The organism is Colwellia chukchiensis, assembly GCF_002104455.1.
Classification (GTDB): Bacteria; Pseudomonadota; Gammaproteobacteria; order Enterobacterales; family Alteromonadaceae; genus Cognaticolwellia; species Cognaticolwellia chukchiensis.
Genome location: NZ_NBOC01000013.1, coordinates 25,237 through 41,484 on the forward strand (window position 1 = coordinate 25,237; position 16,248 = coordinate 41,484).

The following is a 16,248-nucleotide window of genomic DNA, read 5'->3' on the forward strand; positions in this document are numbered from 1 at the left end:
AGTTAGTTATCAACCTATCGCGTCATAATCGTTTTTGATATTACGCTAAACTACGATAGCTTATAGTTAATCCCCTACTAAAGCACATCAAAGGGATAAATTTAAGCCTGATGCGATAAATGGCGGGTATTTGCGGTTCAATGCCTATTTATGACCATTGACGCTTCTGTAGTCTTTGCCCAGCTGCACAACCAGTATCACTTATTATCACTAAACTGCAGAAAAAATAGACTATTTTTTATTTTTCAGTATGGTAGAGGTATCAAGGTGATTAAATTTCTCATTTATAGCTGGCGACTGGTTTACCAACCGAGCATGGCTATGTGGGTTTAACAATAAAAACGGGGATGTTATTGATGGAAAGACTAAAAGAAGCCCAAGCGAACTTAATTGCGACCTATTCACTCTATAACGCTGCCAGTGAAAAAGCCTTACCGGAAATTGATGTTGATGATAGCGAAACCTTAAAAGCCTTGCTAGACGTGATTAAAAACAGAGAAGCGATTGCCTATGTGCAAAAAGCGAAAAAAACCATTCCTAGCGAAGTGTCAGAATTAAAGCGCTTACTGGCCGATGTCATGCTATTACTTGACGGGGTTGATATTAAAGCCATTAAAGCGAACAGTAAGCAAGTGGCCAAAGCCGATTAACCTCACCGCATTGATGCATTTTAACCTTTTGATAGTCGCGCTTTATTCAAGGCACTGAATAACTAGCGACTATCAACATAGCAACCTGCAAACCGGTATTAACTTAAGCTGCGCATTTAGCCACCAACACGGTGCGATGGCTAGCCTTTGACCGCAGTTATAGTTTTAGGTTTTTGCTGATGGCGCTTTGTTGATAACCCCAACGCGGCATTATGCTTTGGGCTATGTTTAAATGATCCAATAAGCGGCCAACCATAAAATCGATTAAATCATTTATCGACTCGGGCTGATGATAAAACCCCGGTGACGCGGGCATTATGGTGACGCCCATTTGTGATAACGACAACATATTTTGCAAATGAATAGTGGAATACGGTGTTTCGCGCGGCACTAAAATTAATTGACCGCGCTCTTTAATCACCACATCGGCGGCCCGCTCAATTAAATTGTCACTCATGCCTTGACTGATCGCCGCTAGCGTACCGGTTGAGCAAGGGCAAACCACCATAGTTTTTGGCGCCGCAGAGCCAGAAGCTACCGGTGAAAACCACTGCTCTTTACCAAACACAATAATCTGTTCGGCTTGGGCGTTAAATTTTTCAATCAAAAACTGACTTGCTGCTGCCGGCGAGCTCGGCAACTTAAGCCCCACTTCAGTGTCAAATACCACGCGTGCCGCACTAGAGCACAATAAATACACTTGATAATTGGCCGCCAGCAAACACTCTAACAAGCGCAGTGCATAAGCCGAGCCTGAAGCGCCGGTTATGGCTAAGGTTATTTTATGATCAAATGTTTGCGTATTGCTTATTGTTGCTTGATTGTGCACGTTTTCACCTTAAAAAAGCTTAATAGAGTATCTTGCCACAGCCTAATGACTAACATTGGCCAATGCCGATAACAGTTTATCATGAATGCCACCAAAACCCCCGTTGCTCATCACCACTATCGTATCACCGGCTTGCACTTGGCTGCTGATCTCACGCACAAGCTGATCAATATCTTGGCTGACATAACAAGGCTGCTGACAATCAGCAATTAAGGCTTGTACTGACCATTGCACTTGCGCGCCTTGATAGACAAACACCAGATCGGCTTCGGCAAGCGATGCCGCCAAGGTATCTTTATGTACCCCTGACTTCATGGTGTTTGATCTTGGCTCTAATACCGCAATCAGCCGTTTTTTACTGCCAACATGGGCGCGCAGTCCGGCTAAAGTTTTCTCGATCGCCGTCGGGTGATGGGCAAAATCGTCAAAAACCCGCACTTGCTTAACTTCACCTTTTAATTCCAATCTGCGCTTGGTATTGATAAAGCTTGCTAACGCATCAATAGCAACTGTGCTTGGCACACCAGCATGACGCGCCGCAGCAATGGCCATTAATCCGTTTTCAATATTAAAATCGCCAATTAATGACCAATTAACTTGGCCTTGCACTTGACCTTGAAAGCTGACGATAAATTCACTGCCATCAGGGCAGCACTTTTGCGCATGCCAACCCGCCAACTTGTGGTCATCATCAACACTGAATTCGTTGGCTGTCCAACAGCCCATCGCCAGCGTATCATTAATCGCTTGCGCATTCTTCGGTGATAAAATAAGGCCATTACTTGGCACCATACGCACCAAGTGATGAAACTGGCGTTGAATATCACTTAAGTCATTAAAAATATCGGCATGATCAAACTCTAAATTATTGATCACCAACGTATTAGGACGATAATGCACAAACTTAGAGCGTTTATCGAAAAACGCGGTATCGTATTCATCGGCTTCAATGACAAAAAACGGCGCTTGACCTAAACGGGCAGAACGATCAAAGTTTTGCGGTACCCCCCCTATTAAATAACCTGGCTCCATCCCTGCATACTGCAAAATCCAGGCTAGCATGGAGCTAGTGGTAGTTTTGCCATGAGTGCCTGATACTGCTAATACCCAACGATCTTTTAGCACATTGTCTAATAACCACTGCGGGCCAGAGGTATAGGGAATGTTGCGATCCAGTATATATTCAACCATCACATTACCGCGCGCCATAGCATTACCGATAATCACCAAATCAGGCTCATCAGCTAAATGTTCAATGTCATAGCCTGACTTTAATTCAATACCCAGCTGCGCAAGTTGGGTGCTCATGGGTGGATAAACATTGGCGTCGCAACCGGAAACACGAAATCCCATTTGCTTGGCAATGGCGGCAATACCGCCCATAAAGGTGCCGCAAATGCCTAAAATATGAAGGTGCATAAAAAACTCTATTGTTGCGCGCCTTGACGACTCAGATCAATTGACGCATTGGTTGAACTTACTATCGGCTCAATATACCTCAAACCCAACAAAATACATATTGCAAAGTCATGACTTTTTACCCACTATCATAGCCATAGAAGGCTATTAAAAAAGCGCCACAAGTTTGCGTTTTCAGCGGTTTACAGGTCATAATCCTACTTTGCAGCCGATACCAGTTAAGGAAATAAATGCAGCAAGCGAATTTAAGCAGTATCCATGTCTATCCTATTAAGTCTAGCGCCGGCGTTAGCATATCAACTAGCTGGGTAGAAGAGTTTGGCTTGGCCCTAGACAGACGCTTTGTTATCACCGACCCTGAGGGCGTATTTATTAGCGCGCGTACCGAGCCAAGCTTGTGTTTAATTCAAGCCAACATTACCGCCTCAGGCTTAATAGTGACCGCGCCCAACATGCCAACATTAGTGATCAACTATCAACAGCTGGCCGTTGACTATACTGAGGTAATCGTTTGGGGTGATACCATTAGCGCTCAGCAGTGCTCTGTAGCCATCAATTCTTGGTTTAGTCGCTATTTACAGCGGCCTTGTCAATTACTGTTTTTCGGCGCGTCATCACAGCGCTTTGTTAAGGATAAAACCAGCCAAGTCGGCTTTGCCGATGGCTACCCTTTATTACTGATTTCACAAGCCTCGCTGGACAGTCTAAACCGTCATTATCTGGCAAACTCTCCACCTATTGCCATGGCGCAGTTTCGGCCCAATTTAGTGGTAGAAAATTGCCCCGACTTTGCCGAAGATACTTGGCAGCATATTCGTATCGGCGAGGTAGAATTTGAAGTTAGCAAGCCTTGTGCGCGCTGTATTTTTACCACGGTTAACCCAAACACCGGCATCAGACACCCAGCGCAAGAGCCGCTAGCAACACTGAAAAAGTTCCGTCAGGTAGCCAATGGCGATATTTTATTCGGGCAAAACTTAATCGCGCTCAATCAGGGCCAAATTAAATGCGGTGATAGCGTAGAAGTGCTAAAACAACAGCGCCCTCCAAGCTTTACTTTGCCGCCATCGACAAAAAACGCCAGCACCAAGCCTCTAACTGACAGTAGCCAAAGCAAAAGTAAGCCTTTACTTACTTTTAAAAGCTTTAACAAAACTGTACGCGGCAATAACCAGCAAAGCATTTTAGCGCAAGGGGAAGATGCTGGTTTGTTGCTGCCTTATTCCTGTCGTGCTGGCATGTGTGGCAGCTGTAAAGTAAAACTCGAGCAAGGTCAGGTACAGCAGGCCTGTCAAGATGGTTTATCCGATGCGGAGCGACAACAAGGCTATATTTTAAGTTGTAGTAGCACCCCGTTAACCGATGTGGTGATCAGTCACCCCAAGCGAAATGTTAGCCAACAAGCCAAGGAGTAAAAACCAGCTGATGAAATTAAACTGTGATTTAGGTGAATTTGCCAACAATAACGACGCCGAAATTATGCCGCTAATTGATATGGCCAATATCGCCTGCGGCTTTCATGGCTCAGATCCGCTCACCATAAAAAATACCATTAAGCTTGCCCAACAACATCAGGTTATTATCGGCGCTCATCCCAGTTACCCGGATAAAGCCAACTTTGGTCGCCGGTCAATGCAGTTAAGCCAAGCGCAACTTATCGCCACAGTGCAATATCAAGTGGCAGCCTTACAAGGGCTATGCGCAATAGAAAACTGCCAAGTTGACTATGTTAAACCGCACGGCGCACTTTATAACGACATGATGAAAAACCTAGTGCTGTTTGAAGATATTTGTCGCGCCATCGCACAACTTAATCAAGCCGGCAAAACGCCACTGGCGTTAATGATCCAATCGCTCCCTGACAGCCAAGCGTTTGCCACTATCGCCAAACAATACCAACTTAGACTTTATTTTGAAGCCTTTGCCGATCGCGGTTATTTAGCTAACGGCTTGTTAGTGCCGCGCAGCGATGCCGGCGCGATGTTAACTGAGCCACAAGCCGTGGTAAATCGTTGTCAGGATTTACTGAATCAACAGCCATTGTTGAGCATCAACCAACAGCCTTTAGCGCTTAAAATCGACACCTTATGTGTGCATGGCGACAGCCCCAATGCGCTGGCAATGCTCAAAGCGCTGCGCAATGCTATTAAGACGCATAACTAAATGCTGCCGCTATGACACCACAACTTCAGCAACTTGAAATTAATCCCCAATGTCGCTTAACCTTAGTGGCTGAAAACGCACTGCTATTGAGCTGGTGCGCCAAAGTTTGCTCGGCTCAGCATCAAGATATTATCAATATACAACACTTAATCACCGAGCACTTTGGCGCTGCATTGATTAGCGCTGTAGCCAGTTATCATTGCTTAATGTTGTATTTGCCGCCGCAGCTATTGCTCAGCGCTCAAACCAGCCATATCATTAAGCAAATCGTCAGTCGTTATTATCAGACTAAGGCAGGTAGCAAAACCAACACCACGGCCAATACTATCCAAATTCCCGTTTATTATGATACCGCCCAACAATGGGATCTTGCCGAGGTTGCTCGGCGCTGTAAAATGTCCGTTGAGCAAGTGATCGAGCTGCACACCAGCCAACACTATCGCGGCTATGCACTAGGTTTTACGCCAGGCTTTTGTTATTTAGCCAGTTTACCCGAAAGCTTACACTTACCGCGGCGAGCCTCACCTCGGCTACAAGTGCCCCAAGGCGCAGTGGCCATTGCCGAGCAACAATGTGCGATTTACCCTGTTGCTAGCCCCGGCGGTTGGCACATTATTGGCCAAACGCCATTAGCCATGTACAGCACGCAACAAGGACAATTTTCTGCCACCATTGCCGTCGGGCAAAATGTGCAATTTAGGGCCATTTCAAAAGCAGAATTTACCGCTTTAGCACCAGGCTCGACACAATGACCAGCAATTATTTCGAAATTATCCATGCCAAGGGCCATGCCAGCATTCAAGACCTAGGTCGGCTCAATGCTCAACATCTAGGTTTTAGCGCCAGTGGCGCGGCAGACGAATACGCCTTTTTAACCGCCAATCAATTAATCTCACGCAACTTACAGCTCGACCCTGTAAAGCAAAGCTCGTGCGCCGCCATTGAAATCACCCTAGGACAACTCACTCTGCGGGCGCAAGCAAGTTGCACTATCGCCATTACTGGCGCTGATTGCCAAGCAAGCATTAACAACACCGTTATTGATAATTGGCAATGCCATCAACTGAGTCGCGGCGATATCTTGGCATTTGCCATGCCTAAATCAGGCCTGCATAGTTATTTGGCCATTAAGGGCGGTTTCAGTTGTCAAGCGAAGCAGCAGCCATGGTTAGGCAGCTTGGCACAAACCCAAAATGAAATGCCGTTAGGCTTTACCGGCAATCCCCTCACCCTTGGTAGCAAGCTCTATTTTATTGCTCAGCCAGCTAGCCAAACACCAACTCGCCAACAAAGCGTAAAGCATGACATTAATTTTTACGCCACAGAGCAACTCACTTTACGCTTTATGGCGAACCCTTTATTTTTAAAAATGAGCGCAAGACAACAGCAGACATTTTTCGCCACTGACTATGTAATTTCAGCCGACAGTAATCGCATGGGCTATCGCCTCAAGCCTAAGGCGAAAAATATCACCGCAACACCCGCGCCTATCTTATCCAGCGCTTTACGTCAGCAATGTTTATTATCCATGCCGGTAACTTACGGCATGGTGCAACTGCCTGCCAATGAGCAGCCGATTGTGTTAATGAAAGAGCGGCAAACCATGGGCGGCTATCCGGTGCTAGGTACTGTGATGCAAACTGACTTATTTCGTTTAAGCCAAATGCGCCCTGGTGCTAATGTAAACTTTCGGTTAATTAATCCTCAACAAGCGATACAACAGTTGCTAGCATTTTACCAAAAGTTTAACGAGTTATAGCCAAACATTCGCTCTGCTTTCACCTTAATATGTCGCAACAAAAGCCAACCGCACTTGCCTGTTTTATCATGTAAAAGCCGTTATTTATTGCGCTAGATCATGGCATTGGTATTCTTCAATGCAAACAAAGATTTTCTGATTCTCATTGCCACAAACTAGTGCTAATTTCAGCGCATAAAAAAAATACCCGCGACTTTTAGCGCTGACATTGATGCGCAAGCTTTCCATGTTCGCCGGTATACAGATTAAACAAATTTAGTTTGTTTCGACAAATAATAACGATTAAAAACTGCCTTAAAACAAGCTGAGTTGTTTGGTTATTAATGACCGACATATTTACAAAATAAAACTCTCTACGTTTAAAACATTAAGGTTGATATGATGAAAAATAAAATAAAACTCTCCGCTCTCTCTGTGCTCTCAACAGCGCTTTTAGCCACACCTCTCGCGTTTGCAGAAACAAACGCAGTCGCTGCGGGTATTGAAAAAGCCTTGTCGGAAAGCACGGTTAAACTTAACTTTCGCGCCCGTTACGAAGGCGTAGATCAAGACGGTATCGATGCCAATGCTAATGCCTTAACCTTGAAAAGCCGCATCACAGTCAATACCGGTAGTTTTCAAGGTTTATCAGCTGGCGTTGAAGTTGATAACGTGACGGATTTAATCGATAACTACAACAGCACCGCCAATGGCGCTACAAAATACCCAGCGGTTGCTGATCCAACCGGTACCGATGTCAACCAAATTTTTATAAAATACAGTGCCGATAATTTTTCCGCAACCGCGGGCCGTCAGCGTATTCTGCACAATAACCAGCGCTTTGTTGGTGGTGTTGGTTGGCGACAAAACGAGCAAACTTATGACGGCTATCGTTTGCAATTCAATCAAAAACAAGGCTTTTCTGCCGACTACAGTTATGTTTACAACGTAAATCGCATTTTTGGTCCAGACGGTGCCAATGCCGACTTACACGGACAATTTCATTTACTTAATACCGGCTATGTGATTAATCAAGCACACAAAGTTAATGCCTATGCTTACTTGCTTGATTTTGATACTAAAGCCGGTTTATCAACTGATACTTACGGGCTAAGTTATCAAGGTAATTTTGGCGCGGTGACGGTAAATGCCGCCTATGCCACACAACGCGATGCCGGCGACAATAGCCAAGACTTTAGTGCCAACTATTATAATTTTGAAGTGGGCACCCAAGTCAGCTCGGTCACTTTACTAGCCGGTATTGAGTCATTAGGTAGCGATAACGGGGTTGGTTTTTCAACACCATTAGCGACACTGCATAAGTTTCAAGGTTTTGCCGATAAATTTTTAGGTACACCTGGTCAGGGGGTAGAAGACATTTACCTGACGGTAAAAACTACACTCAATGGCGTTAAGCTCGCTGCCACTTATCATGATTTATCATCTGACGTAGATGGTATAGATTACGGCTCAGAAATTGATCTAGCAGCCGCATATTCTCTAAACAAGCACACCAGTGTGCTCGTGAAATTGGCGCACTACAATGCTGATGATCATGCTAGCGACACTGACAAGCTGTGGTTACAAGTGGCCGCCAACTTTTAGGCGCTAGTCATTATAGAGTGCTGACGATTTTACTTAGGGTTTAAACGAAACTGTTTAAACCCTTTTTTATGGCAAACATTAGGCGTTAACCTACCCAGCTCAGCAGTGAACACTAAAGGTAGAATGGCGACCAATAAAAGCTTAGAATAGCGCCCGCGTTACGACTTCACTATTATTATGCAGGTATAGCTTTGTTATTAATGATCGACAATTACGACTCGTTTACTTTTAATCTTGTGCACTATTTTCAGGCACTGGGTCAAGAAGTGAAGGTGTGTAGAAACGATGAGCTCAGCTTAGCGGCAATTGCCGAACTAGCGCCAGAATATATTGTTATCTCACCCGGTCCTTGCGACCCTGACGCGGCCGGTTTATCGTTAGCGATTATCGAACAATTTAAAGGCGTGATCCCGATACTCGGCGTCTGTTTAGGGCACCAGTGCATTGCTCAGCACTTTGGCGCTAAAGTCGTTAAAGCCAATAAGGTTATGCATGGCAAAACCAGTGAAATCTGCCATAATAAGCAGGGCTTGTTTCAGTCACTAAAGCATCCCCTCACGGTCACGCGCTATCATTCATTAATCGTTGACGAAACGAGTATTCCCGATGAGTTAGAAATTACCGCTTGGCTGAGCGTAGCAGGAAACAAAGAAGTTATGGCACTGCAGCATAAAACACTTGCTATCGCCAGTGTACAATTTCACCCCGAGTCGGTATTAACAGAGCAGGGCCAGCAATTGTTACAAAACTTTATTAACCAGTATCAACCGGTTACTCATGCTAGTATGGATACAGGCTAGCGGATAAAAATATCTGACCAGTCATTTTGGCCTAATGAAATTCGTTTAAAGGTCGATAAACTATTGTCCGTGTTGTCAATGCTAAACAAATAATGATCTATTAATGCAAATTTTTGAAGACAGTAAATTAGTTGCTCCCATATATAGTCGCGCGCTTAGCCTTGCGATCAGTAAAGACTTTGCCGAAAAACAAAGCGGAAAAATTACCTTAGCTAAACACCAAGGCAGCGAACAATTAAACCGTCGCCGCGAATTGCTTGCCGTAGAAGAAGAAGCGAACAAAAACAAAATTATCCAAGCACACGGGCAAGAGCATTTTAGAAATCAAGTCATGCGACAGTTCTTTAGTCAAGTTAACGCACAAGTAGATAAAGACTTTGACCATAAAGAAAACCTGTACATGAATGTACTAAAAATTGAAGATGCCGCGCCTTCGATTATGGAAATTTTGGCGCTAAAAGCCGCCAGCATTAATCGCATAACCCCACTGGCCAAAGCCTTACCTTGGTTATGCACAGAGTTAATTAACTTAGTCAATAAACCGCAATACCGAAAACGCGCCGATGTGCAAGTCACTGAACCAAGCTTAGCGTTAAGCTATATTGGCTTAGACAACCTAAAGTTGGTGATGCCAACCTTTATGCTCAAACATTGGTTACCTAGCAGTACCGCCCCATTTCCATTAATGAAGCGAAAACTCTGGAATGATAGCTTATCCATAGCTTTGGCGGCTAAAGTTTTAGCCAAAGAACAAGGCTTAGATGAGTTCACCGCATTTACCGCTGCCATGCTCAGCAACTTAGGCTTACTTGCGGTCACTCGCGGCTTTTTAAATACCTACGGCGAGCTGTACAATAAAGAGCTAAGAGAGGCCTATGAAAACAAAGATAAAAAGCTTCATGATGCATTAGTAGGTCTAGATGCAGCGCCAGAATTATTATTAGAGCAATTAGTAAAACGCAGCAGTAAAGTCGCCGCCGACATGGTGGAATTAATGCGCTTTGATCGTTTGCAAATTACCGAGCCATTATTTGATTTAGCCTATGCGGTTAATATTCAACACATGAGCCCAATCGCCAAGTTAATCACTAAAGCAAAAAGCTATATTGCCTTTAGAAGCCTAGCGAAAGCCGATTTGATCAACACAGACGAAGCCAAAATATTACTCAGCGCAGGACAATTAACCACCAAAGATATCGCGCTGCTGAAGAAAAGTGATATCGACCATATAAAATTAATATTTAATTAAATTATTTTTGATTATTTATGAAATAACCACACCAATAACGAACAGCGCTTAGGATATATAGGACCTATGTACGCTTGCTGATGCCGAAAAAAATCAAAAAACATAGTTATGCAGTATTACTGAATAAAAACGGCTAAGCCTTTGCTTTACAAGGGCTGTAGCGCATTTAAATGAGACAAGTGTGGTTTTTTCTGTCATAATCTTTGCCTATTTTTTAGTTCGCCTGTCTGCAAACATTCAGGCTGCCTAAAGGCCTTAGTTGCTGCGTTCTTAATACTGCGTAACACTAAGAAACAATTATTGAACACAATACCCTAAATTTAAGAGGAATTTACAATGTCTAACCACATGCCAGTCAATCGTGCGTTATTTGATGATGTTATGGTACCTAACTATGCACCATCTGCTGTTATCCCTGTTCGCGGTCAAGGATCACGTGTTTGGGATCAACAAGATCGTGAATATATTGATTTTGCTGGCGGCATTGCAGTTAACTGTTTAGGACACTGTCACCCTGCATTAGTTGGTGCGTTAACAGAGCAAGCCAATAAAATTTGGCATTTGTCGAATGTGATGACTAACGAACCCGCCTTACGTTTAGCGAAAAAGTTAACCGATAATACTTTTGCGGATAAAGTGTATTTTGCTAACTCAGGCGCTGAGTCAAACGAAGCGGCATTAAAATTAGCTCGTCGTTGGGCACTTGACAACTATGGTGCTGAAAAATCACAAATTATTGCGTTCAAACAAGGTTTCCACGGCCGTACTTTCTTTACCGTAACCGTTGGTGGTCAAGCTGCATACTCTGACGGCTTTGGCCCTAAGCCAGGTGACATAGTACATGCGGAATACAACAACTTAGACAGTGTTAAAGCGCTTATCTCTGATAAAACTTGTGCTGTGGTTATGGAACCACTGCAAGGTGAAGGTGGTATTGTTACACCAACAGATGAATTTGCTAAAGGTGTGCGTGAGCTTTGTAACGAACACAACGCATTGTTAGTTTTTGACGAAGTGCAAACCGGTGTTGGCCGCTTAGGCGAGTTATACGCCTACATGGATTTAGGTGTAACACCTGATATTTTAACGACTGCAAAAGCATTAGGCGGCGGTTTCCCAATCGGCGCTATGATCACTACCACTGACATTGCTAAGCACCTTAAAATTGGTACCCACGGCAGTACATACGGTGGTAACCCATTAGCTTGTGCTGTTGCAGAAGCCGCATTTGATACCGTTAACACGCCAGAAGTACTAAACGGTGTAAAAGCAAAAGCGCAAGTTTACGTCGATGGTTTAAATGCCATTAACGAAAAATACCATGTCTTTAGTGAAATTCGTGGTAAAGGTTTATTAATTGGTGCGGTACTTAACGAAAACTATCAAGGCAAAGCCAAAGACTTCTTAAATGCAGCAATGGAAGAAGGTGTTATGACTTTAGTTGCTGGCGCTAACATTGTTCGTTTTGCCCCTTCATTGGTGATCCCAAATGAAGACATTATCGAAGGTTTAGCACGTTTTGAAAAAGCCGTGGCTAAATTAGCGAAGTAAGCCTATCCATTATTAAACATTTCAACGCCTGCAATGCAAGGCGTTGAAATGCCTCACTGAGAATTTTCTATGATTATAATACGCCCTATACAAGATAGTGATTATGATGCACTTCATCGCATTGCTGTTGAGTCAGGACACGGTTTTACATCACTGCCGGTCAACGAAGAATTACTAAGAAAACGCATCGCACACGCTGAAGTATCGTTCAATAGCTCAGTGACAGAGCCTGGTAATGAAGGCTACCTATTTGTGATGGAAGATACCGAAACAGGTATTGTGGTAGGTACTTGCGGTATTGAAGCGGCGGTTGGTCTAGAAGATGCCTTTTACCATTACCATTTAGGTAAAGTGGTACACAGCTCTCGTGAGCTTAATATCTACAATACGGTCGAAACCTTGTCGCTGTGTAACGATTACACAGGTGCTTCAGAAATATGCACCTTGTTTCTTAGCGAAACTCACCGTAAAAACCGTAATGGACGCTTTTTATCTCGTTGTCGTTTCCTATTTATGGCGGAGCACAGCGAACGCTTCGGTGAAACCGTTATTGCCGAAATGCGTGGCGTCTCAGATGAAAACGGCTCGTCACCCTTTTGGCAATGGCTAGAAGATAACTTCTTCTCTTTAGACTTCCCAACCGTAGATTACTTGACCGGTATTGGTAAAAAAGAGTTTATCGCCGAGTTAATGCCGAAATACCCGATTTATGTGAACTTACTAAGCCCTGAAGCACAACAAGTGATCAACAAGGTACACGATAAAACCGTACCTGCCTTAAGGTTACTGGAAGCTGAAGGCTTCGCACGTCGCGGTTATGTCGATATTTTCGATGCGGGCCCCACGGTTGAAGCACAAGCATCAAAAGTAAAAACCGTTTGTGAAAGTCAAAAATGCCAAGTCTTAATTGGAGAAGTTGAAAGCGACAATAACTTTATGGTTTGCAATACCAAAGTCGCTGACTTTAGAGCAGTGCAAACACCGGTATTATTGCGCGAGACGGCGAATCAAGTCGTGTTACCACAAGCGGTTGCAGATGCACTAATGGTGAACGAAGGCGACTGGGTACGCCTGATTGCTAACTAATGATTAAACTGCCATTAGACGGCGTGTTAAATTAATTTACTCATGAGTGCAAAGCGCACAGAGGAGTCAAAAAATGTCACAAAATATACAACTTATTAATGGTCAATGGACAGCAGGCTTAGGCCATGAAGTAGTCTCAAAAAACCCCGCTAAAAACCAAGTAATTTGGCAAGGTAATAGCGCTTCTCCTGCACAAGTTGACGAGGCGGTGATGTCGGCGCGCGGTGCGTTCGAGACATGGTCTAATATGCCTATTGCAGATCGAATTGCCATTACCGTTAAGTTTTCTGAACTACTGACTGAGCACAAAGAAGCACTCGCGACTACCATTGCCCTTGAAACCGGCAAACCGCTTTGGGAAACGCGCACCGAAGTCGGTGCTATGGTTGGCAAAATTGCTATTTCTGTGCGCGCCTATGAAGAGCGCACGGGCACAGTAGAAAACCCAATGCCCGGCGCGAAAGCGTTTATTCGCCATAAGCCACACGGCGTAGTCGCGGTTTACGGTCCCTATAATTTCCCGGGTCATTTACCTAATGGCCATATTGTGCCAGCACTTATCGCCGGCAATACCGTGGTATTTAAACCCAGTGAGCTTACCCCTATGGTGGCTGAAGAAACCTTAAAACTGTGGTTAAAAGCTGGCCTACCCGCTGGTGTTATCAACATGGTACAAGGTGAAGTAGAAACCGGCAAAGCCTTAGCCAATCACCCACAAATTGACGGCTTATTCTTTACTGGTAGCTCGAGCACTGGCCACTTTTTACATGAACAATTTGGCGGTCAACCGGGTAAAATTTTAGCATTAGAAATGGGCGGTAATAATCCATTAATCGTCAAAGACGTCAGCGACATCGACGCCGTTGTCCATGATATCATCCAGTCGGCCTTTATAACCACAGGCCAACGTTGTACCTGTGCACGCCGTTTATTTATCGAAGCTGGCGCCCAAGGTGATGCCTTATTAGCGAAATTGGTGGCAACTACTGAAGCGATTAAGATTGGTTACTTTGACGATGCAGAGCAGCCTTTTATTGGCTCCATGATTTCTGAAAAAGCGGCATTAGGCTTAGTGGCAGCGCAACAGCAGCTATTAGATCTAGGTGGTGAGTCAATTGTTATGATGAAACACCTTGAACAAGGCACTGGCTTTATCTCACCGGGAATTGTGGATGTTACTAACATTTCTGCTATGCCAGATGACGAGCACTTTGGCCCACTTCTTAAAGTCTATCGCTACACTGACTTTGACCGTGCCATTGATGAAGCAAACAATACATCATTTGGTTTATCTGCAGGCTTATTGAGTGACAGTGAAGACTTGTACAAGCATTTCTTCCGTCGCATTCGCGCCGGTATTGTCAACTGGAATAAGCCGATTACCGGTGCTAGCAGCGCGGCACCATTTGGTGGCATAGGGGCCAGTGGCAACCACAGAGCTAGCGCCTATTATGCAGCAGATTACTGTGCCTACCCAGTTGCATCGGTAGAAGCAGAGCAAGTAGCACTCCCTGCAACCTTAAGCCCAGGGTTAACCATTAAGTAACTTAACACGCATTAATGTTAATGAAATTTAATTGCCCATTAAAAAAAGCTGGGATCCGTCCCAGCTTCTTTAAGAATATCGATCAAATATAGTCACTTGTTCTGAGTGGTTATCGTCCAAGCTTGCCAAAATATTCTGGCATCGCTATTGAAAGCATACCTCACTAGCCTTACATACCACTCAGCCAATATAGAAACTCAACCCTTATTTTATTTATGCTTTTTAGGAATTTAACATGACTCCGGTTCAATCTTTATTTAATAACATTTGGCAAAATTACTTGGAAGTAACGCCGTCTGCAGAAAAAGTTCACCAATTATTAAGTACAGGTGACGACTTAATCAACGACCACGTTGCCTATCGCACCTTTAATATCTCGAAAGTCAATATTGAGAAAATTTCCTCACATTTAATCAAGTTAGGTTATAAAGAAGGCGGTGAATACCACTTTGAAGCGAAAAAACTCTACGCTAAACACTTTGAGCACAGCGACACTAACTTACCAAAAGTGTTCATTAGTGAGCTACTGGTTGAAGAGTTTTCGCCGCGCGTACAAACCATTATCAAAAACATGGTCGACAGCATTGATGACAGCGCCATTGACGCAGAAAGCTTTTTATACTCTGGCACCCACTGGCAAGTGAGCCATCAAGAATACTTAGACTTACTTAATGAGAGTGAATACGCCGCTTGGGTTTCAGCTTGGGGCTACCGCGCTAACCACTTTACCGTTAGCATTAACCACTTAGCCAACTATGACTCTATTGAAGCAGTAAATGAAGCAGTGAAAGCCGGCGGCTTTACCTTAAATACCACTGGCGGTGAGATCAAAGGCGATGAAAGCGTTAAATTAGAGCAATCATCGACAATGGCAGATCATGTTTTAGTGGAGTTCTCCGATAAAACCGTTGCAGTTCCGAGCTGTTTTTACGAGTTTGCTAAGCGCTACCCAATGGAAAATGGCGAATTGTACTCAGGTTTTGTCGCAGCTTCTGCAGATAAAATCTTTGAAAGTACAAACGCGGCTGCATAACTAGCAGATATCAGGCACCTATTTTAGCTACAACTTAGGTGCCTGAGTTTCAACAATATTCCCTTCTTTATCATTTCTTCTTAGCTAACAACAATTATTATTGCCACTTGAATAACACCTTAATTTACGAGTAAAGTAGAAGGCATAATAAAAATAACATAGATAACAAAATGGTCACCGATACTGAAGGCTATATTCAAGTGATTGAATATCTCACTGAACATTTGAGCTTATTTGAACATAGCACCAGCGCTAAGCAGACTAAAACCTCAGTTTTAGAAGTTATAGAGCAAGAAATGAGTGAACAAATTATCAACCTGTGTAATCAAAATGAGCACTTAAGCTTTAACCAAAGAAACACCATTGTTCGTGAAATAGACGCCATTGTTTATGACTTACAAGAAATATTGTCAGGCGTTATTAATAACCCCGTTAATGCTGAGCAGGTGAGCTTTATTCAGGAGTTTGCAATGTTAATCAAAAACTTATTTGATATCGAAATTAATCAACACATGGGTAATAGCGAAAGTTAGTTTGCCGACAACGCTGAAAAATAGCTATTATCGAACACTCACACAA

The 16,248-nt window shown here is 43.7% G+C and carries 15 protein-coding genes; 13 read left to right on the forward strand and 2 right to left on the reverse strand.

Annotated elements, in window-relative coordinates:
• The first annotated feature begins 356 nt into the window (after positions 1–356).
• Complete coding sequence (locus tag B6K83_RS13460) at positions 357–650, forward strand: hypothetical protein (RefSeq protein ID WP_092251395.1); 294 nt, start codon at positions 357–359, stop codon at positions 648–650.
• Between the two features lie 157 nt (positions 651–807).
• Here the strand turns inward: B6K83_RS13460 and B6K83_RS13465 are convergent, their stop codons facing one another.
• Both B6K83_RS13465 and mpl read right to left on the reverse strand, forming a co-directional pair.
• Positions 808–1,479, reverse strand: a complete 672-nt coding sequence (locus B6K83_RS13465) for a flavin prenyltransferase UbiX (protein WP_233144016.1) — start codon at positions 1,477–1,479, stop codon at positions 808–810.
• 42 nt (positions 1,480–1,521) lie between these two features.
• Positions 1,522–2,898, reverse strand: a complete 1,377-nt coding sequence (gene mpl, locus B6K83_RS13470; protein ID WP_085285450.1) for a UDP-N-acetylmuramate:L-alanyl-gamma-D-glutamyl-meso-diaminopimelate ligase — start codon at positions 2,896–2,898, stop codon at positions 1,522–1,524.
• Positions 2,899–3,128: 230 nt separating this feature from the next.
• On the opposite strand from mpl, the gene B6K83_RS13475 reads away from it, so the two are divergent.
• From B6K83_RS13475 to B6K83_RS13530, 12 genes are all read left to right on the forward strand, one after another.
• Positions 3,129–4,313, forward strand: a complete 1,185-nt coding sequence (locus tag B6K83_RS13475; protein ID WP_085285451.1) for a YcbX family protein — start codon at positions 3,129–3,131, stop codon at positions 4,311–4,313.
• Between the two features lie 10 nt (positions 4,314–4,323).
• Complete coding sequence (locus B6K83_RS13480; RefSeq protein ID WP_085285452.1) at positions 4,324–5,061, forward strand: 5-oxoprolinase subunit PxpA; 738 nt, start codon at positions 4,324–4,326, stop codon at positions 5,059–5,061.
• Positions 5,062–5,072: 11 nt separating this feature from the next.
• On the forward strand, positions 5,073–5,813 hold the full coding sequence (gene pxpB / locus B6K83_RS13485; protein ID WP_085285453.1) for a 5-oxoprolinase subunit PxpB: 741 nt from the start codon (positions 5,073–5,075) through the stop codon (positions 5,811–5,813).
• Positions 5,810–6,820 carry a 5-oxoprolinase subunit C family protein gene (locus B6K83_RS13490; RefSeq protein ID WP_085285454.1) on the forward strand — a complete coding sequence of 337 codons (1,011 nt, stop codon included), beginning with the start codon at positions 5,810–5,812 and terminating at the stop codon, positions 6,818–6,820. Before pxpB ends, B6K83_RS13490 begins: the two co-directional genes overlap by 4 nt.
• Before the next feature lie 378 nt (positions 6,821–7,198).
• Entirely contained in the window at positions 7,199–8,404 is a 1,206-nt protein-coding gene (locus tag B6K83_RS13495) for an alginate export family protein (RefSeq protein ID WP_233144017.1), read from the forward strand.
• Between the two features lie 191 nt (positions 8,405–8,595).
• Positions 8,596–9,204: an anthranilate synthase component II gene (locus B6K83_RS13500; RefSeq protein ID WP_085285456.1), complete on the forward strand. Its 609-nt coding sequence runs from the start codon at positions 8,596–8,598 to the stop codon at positions 9,202–9,204.
• A 103-nt stretch (positions 9,205–9,307) separates the two neighbouring features.
• A complete protein-coding gene (locus tag B6K83_RS13505) occupies positions 9,308–10,453 on the forward strand; it encodes an HDOD domain-containing protein (protein ID WP_085285457.1) in 1,146 nt (381 codons plus the stop codon).
• Between the two features lie 348 nt (positions 10,454–10,801).
• On the forward strand, positions 10,802–12,004 hold the full coding sequence (locus tag B6K83_RS13510; RefSeq protein ID WP_085285518.1) for an aspartate aminotransferase family protein: 1,203 nt from the start codon (positions 10,802–10,804) through the stop codon (positions 12,002–12,004).
• A 69-nt stretch (positions 12,005–12,073) separates the two neighbouring features.
• Positions 12,074–13,090 carry an arginine N-succinyltransferase gene (gene astA, locus B6K83_RS13515; RefSeq protein ID WP_085285458.1) on the forward strand — a complete coding sequence of 339 codons (1,017 nt, stop codon included), beginning with the start codon at positions 12,074–12,076 and terminating at the stop codon, positions 13,088–13,090.
• Between the two features lie 73 nt (positions 13,091–13,163).
• Positions 13,164–14,636, forward strand: coding sequence for a succinylglutamate-semialdehyde dehydrogenase (gene astD, locus B6K83_RS13520; protein ID WP_085285459.1), 1,473 nt, complete (start codon positions 13,164–13,166; stop codon positions 14,634–14,636).
• Positions 14,637–14,871: 235 nt separating this feature from the next.
• The gene (locus B6K83_RS13525) at positions 14,872–15,669 is read left to right on the forward strand and encodes a DUF1338 domain-containing protein (protein ID WP_085285460.1); all 798 of its coding nucleotides are present in this window, start codon (positions 14,872–14,874) and stop codon (positions 15,667–15,669) included.
• Between the two features lie 170 nt (positions 15,670–15,839).
• Positions 15,840–16,202 carry a DUF3802 family protein gene (locus tag B6K83_RS13530; RefSeq protein WP_085285461.1) on the forward strand — a complete coding sequence of 121 codons (363 nt, stop codon included), beginning with the start codon at positions 15,840–15,842 and terminating at the stop codon, positions 16,200–16,202.
• Positions 16,203–16,248: the final 46 nt, after the last annotated feature.